At 67.4% G+C, this 19,338-nt stretch carries 21 protein-coding genes; 14 read left to right on the forward strand and 7 right to left on the reverse strand.

Annotated elements, in window-relative coordinates:
* The first annotated feature begins 1 nt into the window (after position 1).
* From ASC67_RS15795 to ASC67_RS15860, 14 genes are all read left to right on the forward strand, one after another.
* Positions 2-868, forward strand: coding sequence for an ABC transporter ATP-binding protein (locus tag ASC67_RS15795; protein WP_056323376.1), 867 nt, complete (start codon positions 2-4; stop codon positions 866-868).
* A gap of 3 nt (positions 869-871) precedes the next feature.
* Entirely contained in the window at positions 872-1,696 is an 825-nt protein-coding gene (locus ASC67_RS15800; RefSeq protein ID WP_082536057.1) for an ABC transporter permease, read from the forward strand.
* A 10-nt stretch (positions 1,697-1,706) separates the two neighbouring features.
* Positions 1,707-2,597 (forward strand): ABC transporter ATP-binding protein, encoded by an 891-nt coding sequence (locus ASC67_RS15805; protein WP_056323382.1) that lies wholly within the window; start codon positions 1,707-1,709, stop codon positions 2,595-2,597.
* Between the two features lie 58 nt (positions 2,598-2,655).
* Positions 2,656-3,513: an amidohydrolase family protein gene (locus ASC67_RS15810; RefSeq protein ID WP_056323385.1), complete on the forward strand. Its 858-nt coding sequence runs from the start codon at positions 2,656-2,658 to the stop codon at positions 3,511-3,513.
* 19 nt (positions 3,514-3,532) lie between these two features.
* Entirely contained in the window at positions 3,533-4,012 is a 480-nt protein-coding gene (locus tag ASC67_RS15815) for a GNAT family N-acetyltransferase (RefSeq protein ID WP_235566357.1), read from the forward strand.
* A gap of 20 nt (positions 4,013-4,032) precedes the next feature.
* Complete coding sequence (locus tag ASC67_RS15820; protein ID WP_056323389.1) at positions 4,033-4,398, forward strand: hypothetical protein; 366 nt, start codon at positions 4,033-4,035, stop codon at positions 4,396-4,398.
* Positions 4,399-4,505: 107 nt separating this feature from the next.
* A complete protein-coding gene (locus ASC67_RS15825) occupies positions 4,506-5,063 on the forward strand; it encodes a nitroreductase (RefSeq protein ID WP_056324185.1) in 558 nt (185 codons plus the stop codon).
* 91 nt (positions 5,064-5,154) lie between these two features.
* Entirely contained in the window at positions 5,155-5,526 is a 372-nt protein-coding gene (locus tag ASC67_RS15830; protein WP_056323393.1) for a YidH family protein, read from the forward strand.
* Positions 5,527-5,604: 78 nt separating this feature from the next.
* Entirely contained in the window at positions 5,605-6,258 is a 654-nt protein-coding gene (locus tag ASC67_RS15835; RefSeq protein ID WP_056323396.1) for a class I SAM-dependent methyltransferase, read from the forward strand.
* A gap of 63 nt (positions 6,259-6,321) precedes the next feature.
* Positions 6,322-7,635, forward strand: a complete 1,314-nt coding sequence (gene hmgA, locus ASC67_RS15840; protein ID WP_056323400.1) for a homogentisate 1,2-dioxygenase — start codon at positions 6,322-6,324, stop codon at positions 7,633-7,635.
* Positions 7,636-7,855: 220 nt separating this feature from the next.
* Positions 7,856-8,251 (forward strand): VOC family protein, encoded by a 396-nt coding sequence (locus tag ASC67_RS15845; RefSeq protein WP_056323405.1) that lies wholly within the window; start codon positions 7,856-7,858, stop codon positions 8,249-8,251.
* A gap of 110 nt (positions 8,252-8,361) precedes the next feature.
* A complete protein-coding gene (gloB, locus tag ASC67_RS15850) occupies positions 8,362-9,141 on the forward strand; it encodes a hydroxyacylglutathione hydrolase (protein WP_056323409.1) in 780 nt (259 codons plus the stop codon).
* Positions 9,142-9,151: 10 nt separating this feature from the next.
* Complete coding sequence (locus ASC67_RS15855) at positions 9,152-10,375, forward strand: PAS domain-containing protein (RefSeq protein WP_056323413.1); 1,224 nt, start codon at positions 9,152-9,154, stop codon at positions 10,373-10,375.
* A gap of 30 nt (positions 10,376-10,405) precedes the next feature.
* Positions 10,406-11,449, forward strand: a complete 1,044-nt coding sequence (locus ASC67_RS15860; RefSeq protein ID WP_056323420.1) for an NAD(P)-dependent alcohol dehydrogenase — start codon at positions 10,406-10,408, stop codon at positions 11,447-11,449.
* A gap of 31 nt (positions 11,450-11,480) precedes the next feature.
* Here the strand turns inward: ASC67_RS15860 and ASC67_RS15865 are convergent, their stop codons facing one another.
* From ASC67_RS15865 to ASC67_RS15895, 7 genes are all read right to left on the reverse strand, one after another.
* Positions 11,481-11,708, reverse strand: a complete 228-nt coding sequence (locus tag ASC67_RS15865) for a hypothetical protein (protein ID WP_056323425.1) — start codon at positions 11,706-11,708, stop codon at positions 11,481-11,483.
* 231 nt (positions 11,709-11,939) lie between these two features.
* Complete coding sequence (locus tag ASC67_RS15870; protein WP_056323430.1) at positions 11,940-12,446, reverse strand: SRPBCC family protein; 507 nt, start codon at positions 12,444-12,446, stop codon at positions 11,940-11,942.
* 16 nt (positions 12,447-12,462) lie between these two features.
* Positions 12,463-12,963, reverse strand: coding sequence for an SRPBCC family protein (locus ASC67_RS15875; protein WP_056323433.1), 501 nt, complete (start codon positions 12,961-12,963; stop codon positions 12,463-12,465).
* A gap of 19 nt (positions 12,964-12,982) precedes the next feature.
* Positions 12,983-13,774 carry a transporter gene (locus ASC67_RS15880; protein ID WP_235566358.1) on the reverse strand — a complete coding sequence of 264 codons (792 nt, stop codon included), beginning with the start codon at positions 13,772-13,774 and terminating at the stop codon, positions 12,983-12,985.
* 159 nt (positions 13,775-13,933) lie between these two features.
* On the reverse strand, positions 13,934-15,259 hold the full coding sequence (locus ASC67_RS15885; RefSeq protein ID WP_056324194.1) for a DUF1329 domain-containing protein: 1,326 nt from the start codon (positions 15,257-15,259) through the stop codon (positions 13,934-13,936).
* A gap of 21 nt (positions 15,260-15,280) precedes the next feature.
* Positions 15,281-16,867, reverse strand: a complete 1,587-nt coding sequence (locus ASC67_RS15890; RefSeq protein ID WP_056323437.1) for a DUF1302 family protein — start codon at positions 16,865-16,867, stop codon at positions 15,281-15,283.
* 92 nt (positions 16,868-16,959) lie between these two features.
* Positions 16,960-19,335, reverse strand: coding sequence for an RND family transporter (locus tag ASC67_RS15895; protein WP_056323442.1), 2,376 nt, complete (start codon positions 19,333-19,335; stop codon positions 16,960-16,962).
* Positions 19,336-19,338: the final 3 nt, after the last annotated feature.

The raw sequence follows: 19,338 nt of genomic DNA on the forward strand, positions 1-19,338 counted from the left end.
GATGAACACCACCCAGGAACGACAACGCAACCTCGGCGGGAGAGCGGCCACGCAGGGCGCGATCCGCATCGACGACGTCGTCAAGATCTACGACCCAGAAGGCGCGGCCGTGATGGCCGTCGACCACTGCACGCTGGACATCGCGGCCGGCGAGATCTGCATGATCGTCGGGCCCTCGGGCTGCGGCAAGACCACGCTGCTCAACGCGATCGCCGGCTTCCACAGCATCTCGTCGGGCACGATCACGATGGACGGCGAGGTGCTGTGCGGCCCCGGCAAGCCCAAGGCCGAACCCGGCTCCGACCGCATCGTGGTGTTCCAGAACGGCGCGCTGTTCCCGTGGAAGACCAACCTCGAGAACGTCGCCTTCGGCCCGCTGATGCAGGGGAAGATGAGCAAGAAGGAGATCTACGAGAAGGCGCGCCGCATGATGGCCGATGCCGGCCTGAACGGCACCGAGAACAACTACCCCGGCGAGGTGTCTTCGGGGCTACGCCGCCGGGTCGAGATCGTGCGGGCGCTGATGAACGATCCCAAGGTGCTGCTGTTCGACGAGCCCTACCGCGCGCTGGACTCGCTGACCAAGTCGGTCATGCACGAGGCCTTGCTGGAGATCTACTACAAGAACAAGGTCACGATCTTCTTCATCACCCACGATCTCGAGGAGGCCATCTTCCTCGGGCACCGCCTGGTGATCATGACCTCGCGGCCGTGCCGGCCGAAGAAGATTCTCGATGTCGACATTCCCCACCCGCGCGACTACAGCGTCCTGACCAGCCCGCGCTTTCGCGAGTTGATGGAGGAGACCAGCGCGATCGTCCACGAGGAAGCGAAGAAGTCCTTCGCGGCCGGCGAGAAGGAGGGCTGAACCATGAGCCATGGCATCACCCGGTTTCGCCAGCGCGTGCTCAGCCGCTCGACGCTGCGCGCGATCATCGCCCTGACGGTCTTCGTCGTCCTGTGGGAACTGGGCGCACGCTCGCCCGAATGGCTGGGCTTCGCGCTGCCCTGGATCGGCCAGGTGCCCGCACCGAGCGGCGTGCTCAAGGCCTGGAGCGGCCTGCTGGGCAACGCCGGCTACTGGGAGAGCTGGTATCTCAGTCTGGTGCGGGTGCTGGCGGGCTTCGGCGCGGCGATGCTGATCGGCATCCCGCTGGGCCTGATGATGGCCGTGAGCAAGGCGGTGCACGGCGTCGTGTTCCCGAGCTTCGAGCTGCTGCGGCCGATCCCGCCGCTGGCCTGGGTGCCGGCCTCGATCATCTTCTGGCCGACGGCCGAGATGTCGATCGCCTTCGTGACCTTCCTCGGCGCCTTCTTCACCATCGTCATCAACGTCGTCGGGGGAGCCAAGTCGATCGACGTGCGCTACTTCCAGGCGGCGCAGGCGATGGGGGCCTCGCAGTGGGACATCTTCCGCCGCGTGGTGCTGCCGGCGACGCTGCCGTCGATCGTGGTCGGCTCCGCGGTGGGCATGGGCATCACCTGGGAGGTGGTGGTGGCGGCCGAGATGATCTCCGGTGGCGGCAAGAGCGCCGAGGGCGGCGGCCTGGGCTTCTTCATCTGGAACTCGTACGTGGGCGGTTCGTACGAGCAGATCGTCGTCGGCATGATCAGCATCGGCATCGCGGGCTTCGCCTGCAGCGAGGCGCTGCGCGCGCTCGGCGGCCTGGTCACGCCCTGGTTGAAACAGCGTTGAGGAGAGCACGATGGCCAACCACAAGCCTTCGGGCGCGACACGCGGCGAGATCCAGGTCCGCAACGTCACCAAGACCTACGGCACGGGGCCGTTCGCCAAGACCGTGGTGCAGGACTGTTCGTTCACGATCGAGCACAACAAGCTCACCGTGATGATCGGTCCGTCGGGCTGCGGCAAGAGCACGCTGATCCGGCTGCTCGCGGGCTTCGAGAAGCCCGACACCGGCAGCATCCAGATCGACGGACGGCCCATCACCGGCCCCGGCAAGGACCGGCTCGTCGTGTTCCAGGAAAGCGCGCTGTTCCCCTGGATGACGACGATGGACAACATCCTGTACGGGCCACGCGCGCGCGGCGAGCAGAACGGGCAGACGCAGTCGCAGGCCGACTTCCTGCTGGAGAAGGTCGGCCTCAAGGCCTTCAGCCGCAAGTACCCCACGCAGCTGTCGGGCGGCATGCAGCGACGCGCCGAGCTGGCGCGGGCGATGATCAACAACCCCGACGTGATGATCCTCGACGAGCCGTTCCGCGGCCTCGACGCGATGTCGAAGGAGCTGATGTGGGAGTACTACTCCGGTCTGTACGAGGAGTCGCACCGCACCAACTTCTTCGTGACCACCGACATCGACGAGGCGATCTTCCTCGCCGACCGCCTGATCGTGATGACCAACATCCCGACGCAGGTGAGGGCGACGCTCGAGGTGGACATCCCGCGCCCGCGACGGCTGGCCAACACCTTCGACAACGAGCGCGCCAACGAAATCAAGATGCAGGCGCTGTCGCTGCTGCACGAGGAGGCGATGAAGTCCTTCTCGGGCGGCAGCCGCGCCGCGGCGGACTTCATCGAGGCCTATGCCAAGCGTACCAGCAAGGCACCGGTCGAGGCGAAGCTGCCGGAGTGAAACCTGTCGCGCCGTCGACCCGAACAACGAACGAACCATCCAAGAAGGAGAACGATCCATGGCCAGCAAGAAGGTGATCGACATGCGCAGCCGCCCTGCGTTCCTGCACGACTTCTACGGCAAGACGCGCGGAACGCCGGAGTTCGAGGTCGTGAAGTGGCTGAACGGCCGTGTCGGCTCGCGGGACCTGGAGCACTTCACGCACTCGAAGAACATCGACGGCTACCTGCGCGACATCAAGGAGACGCGGATCACGGCGGCGGTGGTCGTCGGCCGCGACACGCCCGGCATCAAGCACTCCAACGACGAGATCCACGACCTCGTCAAGGGCCACAAGGAACTGGTCGGGGTGGGCTCGATCGACCCGCACCGCTGGGGCGTCAAGGCGGCGATCGACGAGGTGGAGCGTGCGGTGCGTCAGCTCGACCTGAAGGCGATCAACGTCGAGCCCGGCTTCGGCAGCCCGCTGTGCAAGGCGGACGATCCGATGCTGTTCCCGATCTACGACGCCTGTGCGCAGCTCGGCGTGCCGGTGTCCATCATGTCAGGCCCCACGGCGCCGAGCCTCGACATGGTCACGCCGACCGCGGTGGGCCACGTGGCGAAGGCCTTCCCCAAGCTGTCGATCATCTGCTACCACGGCTTCTATCCGTACGTGAACGAGATCATCGGCGTCGCGTTCCGCTGGGAGAACGTCTTCATCGTGCCCGACATGTACATCTTCGCGCCGGGCGGATCGCTCTACGTCGAGGCGGCGAACGGCTGCATGCGCAACCAGATCCTGTTCGGCAGCTCCTATCCGTTCCGGCCGATGGGACAGTCGATCAACGACTACCGCACCCTCGGGTTCGCGGACGGCGTGATCGACGACGTGATGTACGGCAACGCCAAGCGCGTGCTGAAGCTCGGCGTCTAGCCGCCCGGACCGGAGAACCATGGTGGAGGACCTCGAGATACGCGCCGCGCGGCTGTCCGACGTGCCGCGTCTCCTGGAGTTCTACAAGCAGCTCGACATCACCCCCGAGCCCGAGATGCCGATCGAGCACGCCTGGGCGCGCTTTCTCGACCTGGAAGCGAACCCGCTGCACCACATCTATGTGGCGGAGTCGCACGATCTCATCGTGGGCACCTTCGCGGTGGTCTTCGTGGGAGGCATCTCCCACGGCGCGCGCGACTCCTGCATCGTCGAGGACGTGGTCGTGGCGCCGGACGCCCAGGGGCAGCGGATCGGCCGGCGGATGATGCAGTTCGCGATGAACCTGTGTGCGGCGCGCGACTGCTACAAGCTGGTGCTGTCGAGCCACGTCAACCGAGAGAAGGCCCATGCCTTCTACGAGGGCCTGGGTTTCCGCAAGCACGGCTACAGCTACCTGATCGACCCCGGCGACGCCGCCGTTCCAGCGGCGCCCGCCTGACCGACCGGAGGAGACTCGCCATGGTGGAGGCCGACGAACGCGGTGCCGAATACAGCATCCAGGTGAGTGCCGTGGCGGACGCCGGCTACTCGGTCTATCGCGCGCGGGTGGTGGTCAAGGAGTTGCCGGCGATGCGCCAGGTGTTCTGCGACGACGTGCTGCCTCAGGAGCAGACCTGGCCGCAGCTTCAGGAGGCGCTGGCCGCGGCCCTCGCCCGGGGGCAGCAGTTCGTGCGCTTCGCGCTGTGCCGCCGGTTCGCCGAGGGCGTCGACGACGACGAGGCGGCCTGGGAGGCAATGCTTGCCGGGCTGGCCCGCAGAGCGTCCGCGATGAGCTCGCCGGCCGAGTGGCGCAGCACCGGTCTCCATTCGACATGGAAGCAATGACGTTCGCGACGTCCGATGAAGCGGAAGGCCGCGCCGCGCCGTCGCTGCACTCGGCCGAGCACGATGCGGCGAGCGCTTCACGGTCGGGCGCCGAACTGCGGGCGTTGATGGCCGCGAGGCAGCACACGTCGCCGAAGCGCCTGACCGGGCCGGGCCCCGACGCGACGCAGATCGACAGCCTGTTTCGCGCGGCCGCGACCGCGCCGGACCATGGCCGACTCCTGCCCTGGCGCTTCGTGGTCGTTCCCGCCGAGCAGCGCGCTCGCCTGGCGGAGGCCTTTGCGTTGGCCCTGGTCGATCGTGATCCCGGCGCCACCCTGGTCCAGATCGAGGAAGCCCGGCTCAAGGCCTGGCGAGCACCGTGGGTCGCCCTCGCGATCGCGCGCACGCGCGACGACGAAGGCGACGCCTGCGCCATTCCTGCGGCCGAACGACTCGTCTCGCTGGGGTGCGCCCTCCAGAACCTGCTGCTCGCGGCGCACTCGATGGGCTTCGGCAGCGGGCTGACCAGTGGCCGCGCGATGGATTCGGTTCGCGTGCGCAGCTTGTTCGGCGTGCAGCCGCAGGAGCAGGCCGTGTGCTTCGTCAACGTGGGCACCGTGATGGCGCGGCGACCGGTGCCGCCCAGGCCGGTGCCGGCCCGGTTCGTCAGTTGGCTGTCATAGCGCCCGGACTCGTTCGGGCGCGACGCAGCGTTCCACTGACGGCCCACAACGCGACCCGCCGCGCCGGCCCTTCGCAGTGCGAATCCCCACCATGTCCTACCTGGATGACCCCCGCGTGTTCCTGGCCGCCGAGCGCACCCTGCTGGCCTGGCAGCGGACGGCGCTGGCCCTGATGGGCTTCGGCTTCGTGGTGGAGCGCTTCGGCCTGTTCCTGCACATGGTCGTCGGCCAGGCCCTGACGCCGGCACAGCGAGGGTTCTCGCTGTGGCTGGGCGTCGGCATGACGCTGTTGGGCGGCTTGCTCTGCGTCGGCTCCGCGGTCCAGTTCAGGACGGTGATCCGCTCGCTGGGCGAGGCAGAGATTCCGCGAGGCTACTGGACGGGTTGCGGAGTCTGGCTCGGCTTCGCGCTGGCCGTCATTGCGCTGGCGCTGGCGATCTACTTCGTGCTGAGCGCAGCCTAGTTGTCTGTTCGGCGGACCCCGCTGCATGCCACTCCTGCAGCGTATGCTCGCGGGCACCGCAATCCTCGATGGGCACGGATGGGCAGCTTCTACGACGATCACATCCTGCCTCGCGCGGTCGACGTCATCTGCGGCCTGCCCAGCTTCGAGCGCGGGCGCGCGGATCTGGTGCCGCAGGCCTCGGGCCGGGTGCTCGAGATCGGCATGGGCACGGGACGCAACTTGCCGTACTACCGCGCTGCCGGACTGCGATGCCTCTGCGGTGTCGATCCCGGCTTGCATGCGCTGGCCCAGCGCCGGGCCAGGGCCGCTGGCCTGGAGATCCAGGCGCTGCCGCTGTCGGCCGAGCGCATCCCGGTGGACGACCGGAGCTTCGATTGCGTGGTGTCGACGTTCACGCTCTGCACCATCCCTGATGCAGCCCAGGCGCTGAAGGAGGTGTATCGCGTGCTGGTGCCGGGAGGGCGCCTGCTGTTCCTGGAGCATGGCGCTGCGCCCGATTCGACGGTGCGCCGCTGGCAGGACCGCATCACGCCGTACTGGAAGCCGCTGGCAGGGGGCTGCCATCTCAACCGCGAGATGCCCGGCCTGATCGAGTCTGCGGGCTTCACGATCGATCGCCTGGACCGCGGCTACCGCCCCGGGCCGAGGTGGCTGACCTATCTGTACTCGGGGGTCGCGACGCGGCCCCGTTCCTCGGCTCAGACGGATCGAGGTTCGTCACCGGATTGATCCGCCGGTGATGCTGTGGCAGGCTCGGTCGCGACAACGGCATCCCGCCGGACTGATTCCACGATGACGACAGGCCCCCTTCAATACCAGAGCGGCTTCGCCAACCACTTCGAGAGCGAGGCGCTGTCCGGCGCGTTGCCGGTGGGCCGCAATTCGCCGCAGCGCTGCCCCTACGGCCTGTATGCCGAGCAGTTGAGCGTCACCGCATTCACCGCGCCGCGCGCCGACAACCGCCGCTCCTGGCTCTATCGCATCCGTCCGGCGGCGATGCATGCGCCCTTCGAACCCTACGACGACGGCGGCCGCCTCGTCAGCGACTTCTCGGCGCTCGCCACGCCGCCCGACCCGATGCGCTGGAACCCGCTGCCGCTGCCGGCGGCGGCCACGCCCATCGACTTCATCGATGGCCTCGTCACCTGGGCCGGCCAGGGCGACCCGAGCGTGCAGGCGGGCGCGACTCTCCATCTGTATGCCGCCAACCGCTCGATGCAGGGCCGCAGCTTCTACGACGCCGACGGCGAACTGCTGATCGTGCCCCAGCACGGCCGCCATCGCTTCGTCACCGAGCTCGGCGTGCTCGAGGCCGAGCCGCAGGAGATCGTGGTCATCCCGCGCGGCCTGCGCTTTCGCGTCGAGCTGCCCGACGGCGAGGGCCGCGGCTACGTCTGCGAGAACCACGGCGCGCCGTTCCGCCTGCCCGACCTCGGCCCGATCGGCTCCAACGGCCTGGCGCACGCGCGCGACTTCCTGGCGCCGGTGGCCGCCTACGAAGACGTGGACGGGCCGCACCAGCTGGTGGCCAAGTTCCTGGGCCGGCTGTGGTCGGCGGCGATGGACCACTCGCCGCTCGACGTGGTGGCGTGGCACGGCAACTGTGCGCCGTACAAGTACGACCTGCGCCGCTTCAACGCCATCGGCTCGATCAGCCACGACCACCCCGATCCGTCGATCTTCCTGGTGCTGCACGCGGCGTCCGACACGCCGGGCACCAGCGCCATCGACTTCGTGGTCTTCCCGCCGCGCATCCTGGCGATGCAGGACACCTTCCGGCCGCCCTGGTTCCACCGCAACGTCGCCAGCGAGTTCATGGGGCTGATCCACGGCGTGTACGACGCCAAGGCCGAGGGCTTCCTGCCCGGCGGCGCGAGCCTGCACAACTGCATGACCGGCCACGGGCCCGACGCCGAGACCTTCGAGAAGGCCAGTCGCGCCGATCTGTCGACGCCCGATGTCATCCAGGGCACCATGGCCTTCATGTTCGAGGCGCGCCACGTGTGGCGCCCGACCGCGCGCGCGCTGGCCTCGCCGCTGCGCCAGCCGGACTACGCGCGCTGCTGGCAGGGCCTGCAGAAGCACTTCGATCCGGCGCGGCGCTGAGGGCACGCGGCCCATGTTCCCGGCCTGATGAACCGGGTCGTCTTCCCAGCGCGCCCGGAAGCGGCGCACGAGCTCCCGCCGTCGCTACCCGCGTACTACCCGCTGCGGGGCCGTTGATGAAAAACTGTCGACCATCCCCCGGGAGCGAGATCGCCGGATCCGCGTGCGTCCATCGACGTCTTCGACGCGCACTCGCGCCCCGCCAGTCACAGGAGTACACGTGGCAAAGCTCATTCACACCATGATCCGGGTCCGCGAGCTCGAGCGCTCGCTGAAGTTCTACGAGGCCGTCCTCGACATGAAGGAGTCCCATCGGCTGGACTTCCCGGAGTTCACGCTGGTCTATCTGCGGGCCGACGGCTGCCATTTCGAGATCGAGCTGACGCTCAACAAGGGGCGTGAGGACGAGTACACGCACGGCACGGGCTACGGCCATGTCGCCGCCGTCGTGCCGGACGCGAACTCGAAGCGCGCGCAGGTCGATGCGCTCGGCTACGCGCCGACCGCGGTCAAGGAGTTCAAGCGGGGTGAGGAACTGCTGGCCCGGTTCTTCTTCGTGCAGGACCCCGACGGCTACAAGATCGAGGTGCTGGAGCAGCACGGGCACTACCGCTAGCGATCGTCGAACGCCCGGGCCGACGGCCCGGGATGGATGCGTCGCGCGTCCGACCTCGATCAGGTCCCGCGCGGCTCCGTGAGATTGCTCAGCGCTGCCAGGAGAGCACCGTGCACGCCCTCGTGTCGATCAAGGCCTTTGCCGACAACTACATCTGGCTGTTTCGAGTCGGGAACCGCGCGTGGGTCGTCGACCCGGGCGAGTCGGCCGGCGTGCTCGGCTACCTCGACAAGCACCACCTGATCCTCGAAGGGATCCTGCTGACCCACCACCACGACGACCACACCGGTGGCGTCGACCACCTCCGATCGGTGCGTAACGCCAGGGTCTACGGACCCGCGCGCGAGCGCCTGCCCGAGCCCGTCATCCGGCTGCTGCACGGCGACGAGGTGGACGCCCTGGGCGTGCGCTTTCGCGTGATCGACGTGCCCGGGCACACCGCGGGGCACATCGCCTACTACGCGGAAGACTTCGACGGCCGTCCGCTGCTGTTCTGCGGCGACACGCTGTTCTCCGGCGGTTGCGGGCGCCTGTTCGAGGGCACGCCGGCGCAGATGTTCGCGTCGCTCGATCGGCTCGCCGGCTTGCCCGGCGACACGCTGGTGTGCTGTGCCCACGAGTACACGGTGGGCAACCTGCGGTTCGCTAACGCCGTCGAGCCCGGCAATCGCGACGTGATGGAGCACCTCGATCGCTGCCTGGCGCTGCGAGCCCGCGACGAGCCCACGCTGCCCAGCTCCATCAAGCAGGAGCGCCTGATCAACCCCTTCCTGCGCTGCCAGGATCCGGGCGTGGCGAGCGCGGCCCGGCGCCGGGCCGCGCTCGGCCATGCGATGGACGACGTGGCGGTCTTCGCCGCACTGCGGGCCTGGAAGGACCGCTTCGCATGAGGGCCCGACCATGGCGATGAGAGTTTCCTTCTTCCGCGCTCGCAGGGAAGCGCCGCAGGAACCGGACGAGAAGGGCGCCGAGCTGGAGCTGCTGCGTCGGCAGGTTGCGGCGTCGCAGGCCGAGATCGAAGGCCTGCGGATGCGCTTCGACCTGATCCGCCGCGCTTCGGGAGAAGGCCTGTGGGACATGGAAGTGCCCGCCGATGACGCGGCCGGTGCCGGCAACCCGTTCTTCTGGTCGGCGCAGTTCCGCAGGCTGCTCGGCTATCAGGACGAACACGACTTTCCCGACGTGCTGTCCAGCTGGTCGGACCTGCTGCACCCGGAGGACAAGCAGCGCACCCTGCAGGCCTTCGCCGCTCACATGGGTGACCGCTCCGGACGCACGCCGTACGACGTGACCTACCGCCTGCGCTGCAGGGACGGCGTCCATCGCTGGTTCCGCGCACGCGGCGAGACGCTCCGGTCGGCCGACGGCACGCCTTTGCGGGTGGCGGGCACGCTCATTCCCATCGACGACGACCTGAAGCTCCAGCGGGAGCTCGACGTGACGCACACGCGCTTCGAGCTGTCGCGGGAGATCGTCAACGACGGCGTCTGGGACCTGGCCGTCGTCGCCGGCGATCCGGTCAACCCCCGCAACGCGTTCTGGTGGTCGCCGCAGTTCCGCCGCTTGCTGGGCTTCGCCGACGAGGCCGAGTTCCCGAACGTGCTCGACAGCTGGGCATCGCGTCTGCACCCGGAGGACAAGGACGGGACGATGACGGCCTTCCTGCAGCACCTGACCGACAAGACGGGTCGCACGCCCTACGACGTCTGCTACCGGCTGCGATGCCGGGACGATCGGTACCGCTGGTTCCGGGCCCGTGGCCAGACCCAGCGGGCCGCCGACGGCACCGCGCTGCGCGCCGTCGGCGCCCTGGCCGACATCCAGGCCGAACGGGATCGGGAAGAGGCCGAGCGGCAGCGCCTCAAGTACAACGCCCAGCTCGAATCGAGCCTGAAGGACATCGGTGACATCGTCGGCACGATCCAACGGATCGCCCAGCAGACCAACCTGATCGCGATCAACGCGGCGGTGGAAGCCGCGCGGGCCGGCGATGCGGGCCGCGGCTTCTCCGTCATCGCCGGCGAGATCCGTGCGCTGTCCAAGCGCACCAGCGATGCGACGACCGACGCGACGCACATCCGGCAGAAGCTCGAAGACGGTCGACGCGAGTTGATCGAACGCTGACCGACTCAGACCACGACACCGGGAGACGCCATGAAGGCCGCCGTGCTTCACCAGTACAACGAGTCGCTGAGCGGCGACAGCTTCGTGCGCTACGGCGACGTGCCCGATCCGAAGATCGAGGGCCCGACCGACGTCATCGTGCGCATCGGCGGCGCCGGCGTGTGCCGCACCGACCTTCACGTGGTGGAAGGCCTCTGGCGCGGCAAGGTGAGCGTCGAGCTGCCCTACATCATGGGTCACGAGAACGCCGGCTGGATCGAGGCCATGGGTTCGGCGGTGAGCGGCATGAAGGTCGGCGACCCGGTGATCTGCCACCCGCTCGTGACCAGCGGCCACTGCTTGGCCTGCCGGCGCGGCGATGACATGCACGCCGACGGGAGCCGCTTTCCCGGCATCAATGCCGATGGCGGTTATGCCGAGTACCTGCGCACCGACCAGCGCTCGCTCATCAAGCTGCCGAAGACGCTGGCTCCCAAGGACGTGGCTCCCTACACCGACGCCGGGCTCACCGCCTACCGGGCGGCCAAGAAGGCGTCCCGTCACCTGCTGCCAGGGGAGTACGCGGTCGTCATCGGCGCCGGCGGATTGGGCCACATCGGCATCCAGGTGCTGGCGGCGCTGTGCGCCGCCGAGATCATCGTCGTCGACCGTGCCGACGCCGCGTTGCAACTGGCCAAGTCGTGTGGCGCCCACCATCTGGTGAAGGCGGACGAGCAGGCGTTGGAGCGCGTGCTCGAGCTCACGGCGGGCAAGGGCGCCCAGGCGGTCATCGACTTCGTCGGCGAGGGCGAGGCCATCCCCAAGGGCCTGGCGATGACACGCAACGCCGGCACCTATTACATCGTCGGTTACGGCGGCAAGATCGAGCTGCCCGCGATCGACATGATCACGAGCGAGAAGAGCATCGTCGGCAACCTGGTCGGCACCTATCCGGAGCTGGTCGAATTGATGGCGCTGGCCGATCGCGGGCGGGTGCACCTGGCGACGCGCGAGTACAAGCTGAAGGACGCCAACCAGGCGCTGCTCGACCTGCACCACGGCATGATCCAGGGGCGCGCCGTGCTCATTCCCTGAACGGGGCTCGCGGCCGCGGGCCGCGTCGGCGTCAGCAGGGGCGTCGGCGGGCGTACACGCGCGGCACGGCGAAATCGCGACCCACGAGCGCGCGCGCGTACAGGTAGCTGTTGCGCTCGTGCTCGCCGAGCCCGTCCATGCGCACCTGGCCCGCGGCGTCGCACGGGAAGGCGTAGGCACGGCCGGCATCGAACAGCGACTGGAATCGCAGCTGGTAGCGGGTGGCTTCGTCGGGGTCGTCGGCTGCGGGATCGGGCATGGTGGGCCTCCTGTCATGTCGGGTCGCCGGGTTTTCACCCTGAGCCGACCCGTGCGAATCGCATGCCAATGCTCCAGATGCCTAGGCGCGGTCCTGCTCAAGGGGAGGGCGCGCCGCGCGGCCGCGCTGCCTGCGGGGCGAGCGTCGTGTTCCAGGACGTGCTGCGGGTCCATCCGTCCGATTGCTGGACGCCGGCCATCGGCGCCGCAGGCGTCCGACCGACAAGCGGGCTTACGGTGCCTTCTCGAAATGGGTCGCCACCTTGCCCAGCCCGCCGTCGAAGGCGATGCCGACCCATTCGGTCGCGATGTCTTCGTCGACATCGACCGCATCGAAGCTGGCGCTCCAGGTCAGCAGCGTCTTGCCATCGGCCGTGGGACTCACCGAGAGGGTCGAGACGCAGTTCTTGATCGGGAACGGGCTCTTCAGCGTGGTGTAGGTGTAGCGGGTCTTCGCGGCGTCGTAGGCGAGCAGCTTCTCCACCATTTCGCCGTCGCTGACGAGTTTCAAGGTGCGGATCGCGCCCGGCCTGGTGCCGTTGCCCTTGAGCGTGCTGTTCCTGACCGAGGGGTGCCAGAGGTCGGTCGCGTTGAAGTCGCCGACGTACTTCCAGACCGTGGCCGGCGATCGATCGATCGTGATGTCGCGAGAGAACGAGATCGCGCCTTCGGCACGGCCGAGACCGGCCATGGCCATCAGCAGACCCGCCGCGGCGGCGTTGCGGAGGTGGGTGTTCATGTGCTGAGTCTCCTGATCATTGCGGCTTGAAGTTGGCACGCACCTTGGCCATCCCGGCGTCGTGGAGGCCGCCGATGATCGTGGTGGCCTCCTCGTCACTGACGCCGTTGGCGTCGAATGTCGCGCGCCACTTCATCAGGGTGCGACCCTCTTCGGCCGGTGTGAGCGTGAGGGTCGCCTTGTAGTTGGCGACCGGCAGGGCGCTCTCGACGATGGCGTAGCTGTAGCTGCGCTGCGCCGCGCTGTACGACAGCAGCTTCTCGAGCCGCGTGGCGCCATCGTCCAGCGTCAGGAGCCGCCGGGCGCCGGCCTGGCCGGCCTGGCCCTTGAGTTCGCTCTTGAGCACCGACGGGTGCCAGACGTCGATGGCGTTGAAATTGCCGACCAGCTTCCAGACGGTGGCCGGCGAGTTGTCGATCGTGACCTCGCGCTCGACCGACAGGGCGCCTGCAGCGAAGCAACTGCCGGTCGCGAGCAGGAAGCCCGCGACGCTGAGGGGGAGGGTGCGTATCTTCATGAGGAAGCAGTCTCCTGGGTTAGAACTTGATCGACAGTCCGGCACCGAACTCCCAGTCCGGTGAGGTGTGGGTGATCCCGCGCGAGACCACGGCATCGACCTGGACCGAGGGGCTCAGGAGATACGCGGTGCCCACGTCGAAGCTCACCACCGACCCCCCGTGGCGCGAGGAGGCGAGCTGCCGGCCCGCCAGTTCGACAAACGTGCGGAAGCGATCGGTCCAAGACCTGCCCACGGTCACTGCGAGGATGCCCGTAGCGAACCGCCCGCTGTCGGGGTTGCGATCCACCGCGAAACCGCCCATGGCGCCCACCGACAGTTCGTCGGCAAGCTCCCATTCGCCGACCACGCGCAAGGAGGGGCGGAGCCCGTTGCCGCGGAACGCGGCCGATCCCGTGTCCACGTCGACATGCAGAAGCCAGGCGATGGCGGGGCGCCCCGACGCCTGATCGCCATCCTGCATGTGCCACTTGATGCCGAGCGACGTGTCCGCAACGCCCCGTTCGCGCGTGACGCGCGAGGGGGCCGCGTCCACGGATCGGGACCTCTGGTAGCCGTCGGTCTCGATCCGCAGTTCGACCGTGTCGCTGACACCCAGGCGCAGCAACGTCGGTGTCGAGTCGACCCTCAGCCGGGTCCCCGACGCATCGTCGCTGCGCTCCCGGGCGAGTCCCGTCTCCAGCTGGAACCGGCCTTTGCCGACCACCTGGCTGGATTCGACGAAATCGGGCCGATCGGTGCTGATGCCGTCGTCGGCGTGTGCCGGCACCAGGTAGCACAGCAAGGCGGCTGCGGCGGTCAGGGGCTTCACGAAGTCTCTCTGTCTCATGTTCGGTCGTTGTGGCGCGGTGCCCGGCGCGCCGTGCGGCGGACGCCGGAGCCGTGCGCGAAGTGCAAAGGCCGCCGGGCCGGCGTTCGAGGCAGAGCCTGAACGCGGCGACCCGGCGGCCCCTGGCAGCAACGGAGCTGCTTACTTCCCGGTCCCGGTCGCGACCTCTTCCAGGATGTTCAGCGCCACGTCGGTTTCCTTGACGCCCTTGGGGTTGGACTTCATGTTCGACGACCAGTTGGTGGCATGACCGCGCTTCACGTCGATGATGTGGCCGATGACGGGCATGACCGCCTTGTAGCCGTCGTCGCCGACGTCGGGCCGGTTCTGGAAGATGAACATCTTCCAGAACTCACCCTTGCGGTCCAGCGCATAGCCGAGGTAGGGGCGCGGGAAGTCGACTTCCATGTACACCACCTTCTTGCTGTACGGGTGCTCGTCGGGGCAGGTGCCCTCCACCACGTACACCTCGCGCGGCTCCCAGCCGATGTCCGGTGCCGGGTTGAAGTGCGGCGGGATGTCGATGCCGATGCGCGGGAAGCGCTTGGCCGGATCGGTCCAGGGCTGCTTGACGTCCACGCTCATCTCCGGGCTGTGCGCGATGGCCAGCACCCAGCGCTTCTCGATCAGCTTGTTCGACTTGTACTTGGTCGGGGCGGCGTCCCAGATGTCCCAGTCGTCGTACAGCTGGTCGGTGCCACCGATCGGGTCCATCCACGCGCCGCCGGAGAGACGGCGTGTGCGGCGCACCGACTTCAGGTAGGCGTAGGAGTCGTCGGGCTTCTTCGAGTCGGCCTGGTTGTAGCGGACCGAGAAGAGCCCGAGCCCGCGGATGTCCTGCGGGTAGGTCGCGACGAAGTAGGTCTTCTGCGCGACCGTGCCGTCGCCCTCGGAGACCGGCCCGCCGTCGAGCCGGCCTTCCATGTAGTAGCGCCGCGACTGGAAGGCCTGGACGCGCTCGTAGCCCTTCTTCGCATCGAGGAAGGCCCAGGCGATGTCGCGCAGGTCCATCGTGGCGCCGTAGGTGGCGGCGCGCAGGTTCCAGATCACCTTGTCGCCCGCATGCGGGTCGTCCATCTTGATGGACTCGGGCGGGAACATCATGCCCGCCTTCCAGCCCGACACGGTGCGGTCGGCGGTGTTGAACTTCACGTCCTTGGCGCCGTCCTTGGTCGCCTGGACGTACTTCGGGTCCATCACGATCTTCTTCGAGTTCGCCAGCTTGATGGTCAGGTCGTAGTTCCTGATCATCCACTCCAGCTTCTCGGGGACCATGCTCGCGATGGTCTTGCCTTCGAAGGTGTCGTTCTTGATGCTGTCGAAGTTGCCCTTGTTGATGACGAAGCCTGCCTCGAGCTCCTTCGCCATCGCGGGGGTGGCCACCAGGGCCGCCGCCAGGGCCACGGCGCCGCCGAAGCCGGTGCGCAGCACGCTGCGTCGATTGGTCATGTTCGTTCCGGTTTTCATCTTCATGTCTCCTGTCTGTGATCAAAACTGCCGGGTCAGGCGGAACACCAGCTGACTGGCCTTGCTGAAGTAGCCGAACAGCTGCGAACCTTCGCCGCTGAACTGCGTCTTGTTGCTCTTGCCGCCGTCCCAGAAGAGGTCGGCTTCGACCTTGGCCACCCACTTGTCGGACAAGGTCATCGCCACGCTCGGGATCGCGAAGCCGCCGCCGTTGCTCAGGTCGAAGCCGATGGCGAAGCCCGGGTTGATCTCGTCGTTCTTGTAGTTCAGCACCGTGAAGGCCGTCAGGATGGTGCTGTGTTCCTTGATCTTCGAGCCGTACGCGAACAGCCGGACCAGGTCATCGCTGTCTTCGTAGTTGAGGATCTGCGTGTCGAACAGCTGAATGGACGAGAACGACGGCCGGCTCGTGCCCAGCAGCCCCTCGAACTTCAGGTTCTTGTCGATCCGCAGCATCGTGGTCAGCGTGTCCTTGAGCTTCACGCCGTTCAGGCCGATGCCCGGATTGCCGACGCCCGAGGCGAAGTTGCCGGCGTTGAAGGCCCCGCTGCCCACGTTGTACGGCTGGTCCTTCGTGTAGGCGACCTCGGCGCTCAGCACCGCGTCGAGCGTGTCGCTGTAGCCGCTCACCGTGGCGCCGAAGACGTCGATCTTCGGGTGGATCAGATCGAACACGCCGCCGGTGGCCGCCACGCCCTCGTAGCTCTTGCCGGGCGAGGCCGAATTGGCCACCGGGTCGGCCGAGAAGGTCTTCAGGTAGGCCAGCGAGTAGCTCAGGCCGAAGGCCTCGCCGCCCCATCGCACACCGCCCGTTGCATCGCGGAAGTCGCCCGCCGGGTGGCTGCAGTTCTTGTTGGTCACTTCGTGCAGGTCGAAGCCGCGGTAGGGCTGGAAGAACCAGCGACCGCCGCCGACGTCGTAGGTGTTGCCGATGTCCTGGCAACGGTCCCAGCCCGGGCGGATGTAGGCCGCCAGCATGCCGTTGGCCTCGGGGACGCGAATCTTGGTCGACAGCAGGATCAGCGGTTTGCGCCACTCCTCGTTCTCGCCCTCGAAGAACAGGCGCCAGCTCAGGTCGTAGCCGTGCACCAGGTCCATCGCGTGGAAGAAGTCGGACTCGCCCCACACCAGCTGCTGCTTGCCGAACTTGACCGTGGTGCGGTCACCGAGGTTGGTCTCGGCCCAGAACTCGCGCACATCGAAGTTGTTGTAGTTCTTGATGATGCTTTCGCCACCGGTGGTGCCGTTGGTGGCGCGCAGGTCCTCGAGGTCCTCGAGGTAGTTGGTCTTGTACTCGCGGTCCAGGCGGGTGATCGCCTTCCACTTGATCGGGCCGGTCTTCGCGTCGGCGTCGAGCAGCACGGAGCCGCGCACCATCGAGAGCTTGCCGCGGCTCTTCTTGCCCTGCTGCTCCAGCTCGGGCTGGTTCTGCAGGTTCATCGACACCCAGCCACGGGCGTAGCCGGACAGCGCGAAGGAGTAGTCGCCGTCGTCGGCATTGCTCTTGGCCTCCTCGGTGGCGGCGTGCGCCGTCGAGGTCGCCATGCCACCCAGTGCCGCTGCGAGAGCGATCCCCGGGATTTGCTTGAAGCGCTTGTTTCGTTTCATGTCTCCGTTCCTTTCGTCTTTTCACTAGAAATTAGCCAGCACGAATCCGCACGGCGCCGTCGGAGCGACGCCGTCGCGAGTGGCTGGCGCCCTCACACAACCACTGCGGAATCGGCGCGCTCGATCGGGCGCTGCTTGCTGCCCACGATGAAGGCGGGTCGGAACACGTAGACGATCGCCGGCATGATGAAGAGCGCGCTGAAGGCCGAGATGAACAGCCAGAGCGCGATCAGCAGGCCCATGTCGGCCTGAAGCCGCAGCGACGAAAAGCTCCAGAGCCCGACGCTGGTGATCAGCGTCAATGCGGTGATGAGCACACCGCGGCCGGCACTGCCGAGCGCCTTGATGATGGCGGCCTCGACGTTGTCGGAGTGGTGAAGCTCCTCGCGGATGCCGTCGACGATGTAGAAGGTGTAGTCGACGCCGAGGCCGATGCCCAGTGCGACGACGGGCAGGGTGTTGATGTTCATCCCGATGCCCTGCCACGCCATGTAGCTGAACGTGATGGTGTTGGACAGCATCACGGGGATCATGAAGAACACGCCGGCTACCGTGGAGCGGTAGGTCACCGTGCAGCACACCACCAGCACCAGCAGCGCCAGCGCGATGGCCTCGATCTGCCCGGCGAGGATGACCTCGTTCACCGCCGCCAGCACACCCACCAGGCCGCCGGCCAGCAGGTAGTCCGCCTTCTGCATCGCGTTCTGGGCCACGTAGTCCTGCACCCGGGCGATCGCGGTGCGGATGGTCTCGCCCTGGTGGTCGCGGAAGAACAGCGTCACCGCGCCGTTCTTCGCGTCGGCATCGGCGTAGCGGTCCATGTCGCCGGGGTCGGAACCGGAGACGAACATGTAAGTCAGCTCGCCGTTCTCGTTGGCGTCGTTGCCGAGCTCGGCGTACATCGGGTTGCCTTCGCGCAGCACGCGGCGCACCTGCGGCAGCACGTCGGCCAGCGAGATGCTGCCGCCGACCTCCGGCTGGGCCTCCATGTAGCGCTGGAAGTCGCTCATGCTCCTGAGCACTTCCGGCTCGCGCAGCGCGCCCTTCTCCTTGCCGGCGACCACCACGAACATGCGGTCCGAACCCTGGAACTGCCGGTTGATGTCGGTGGCGTCGCGGTTGTAGGAGGAGTCCGGCCACAGGATCGGCGAGCCGGGGTTCGCGTCACCCACCTTGAGGTTGAAGGCGTACCAGCCCGAGACGAAGAACACCACCAGCGCGGTGCCCAGCACGCCGTAGCGCCAGCGCGTGGTGACGATGCTTGCGCAGACGCGCAGCACGCCGTCGAGCGCCGGGCGGATGTTCAGCGGGTGCACGAAGCTCTGCTTCGGCTTGAAGTAGGACAGCATCACCGGCGTCAGCAGCAGCGCGCTGACGAGGATCGAGAAGATCCACACGGTGCCGATGTAGGAGATCTTCTCCAGCATCGGAATGGGCGTCAGAGCCACCACCAGCACGCAGCCGGCGTCGGCCACGATCGCCAGCATGCTGGGCTTGAACAGGTTCTTCGCGCTCGCCATGGCCGCCGCGGCCGAGCTGGTCGCGCCGTTGGCGATCTCGTCGTCGTAGCGGGAGATCAGCTGGACCGAATTCGAGATCGCCTGCGCGGTGATCAGGAAGGCCACCACGATGACCAGCGGGTCGAGGTGGAAGCCCATCAACTTGGCGGCCCCGAGCGCCCAGATCGCGCTCACCACGCCAGCCAGCAGCGGCAGCAGGGTGCCGTGCCAGGTGCGCGTGATCAGCATGAGGATGAGCACTAGCGAGGCGATCGCGGCGAAGAAGATCTGCAGCGTCTCGTCGAGGTAGAAGTTGACCCAGCCGTACAACACCGGCTCACCGACGACACGCACCTTCACGCCGTCGGCCGAGGCGTCCTTCACCAGCGACATGATCTGGTCGAAGGCCTTGCTGTAGTTGATCTCGCCGTCGAGGAAGTCGGCCGTGATCAGCGTGGCCTTGAGGTCCATCGAGACGTAGGGGCCGTAGATCAGCGGGTTGTTGAGCACCGCCTCCTTCAGCACGGCCATCTCGGCCGGCGACTGCGGCAGGTTGGGCCACATGATCGGGCGCGACTCCACCCCTTCGGTCGATGCACGCACCTCCTTGATCTTCTTGGAGGCGATCGAGACGATCTGGTAGGTGTCGACGCTGTCGACCTGCTGCAGGCCGACGGTCAGCTTCTGCACTTTCTGCAGCACCTTCGGGTCGAAGATGTCGCCGTGCTCCGTCTCGACCATGATGCTGACCATGTTCGAGCCGCCGAAGGTCGACTTGAACTTCTGGTTCACCGCCACGTAGGGGTGATCCTTCGGCAGCAGATCGCTGAAGATCGTCTTGACCTCGACGTGGGTGGCCAGGTAGCCCATCACCGCCGTCAGCAGCGCCACCGTCAGCACCACCCAGCGGCGGTAGCGGATCAGGCGCTCGAACGCCTTCTCGATTTTTCCGAACGTTGCATTCTTCACAGC

This window comes from Methylibium sp. Root1272 (assembly GCF_001425905.1).
Lineage (GTDB): Bacteria > Pseudomonadota > Gammaproteobacteria > Burkholderiales > Burkholderiaceae_C > Methylibium.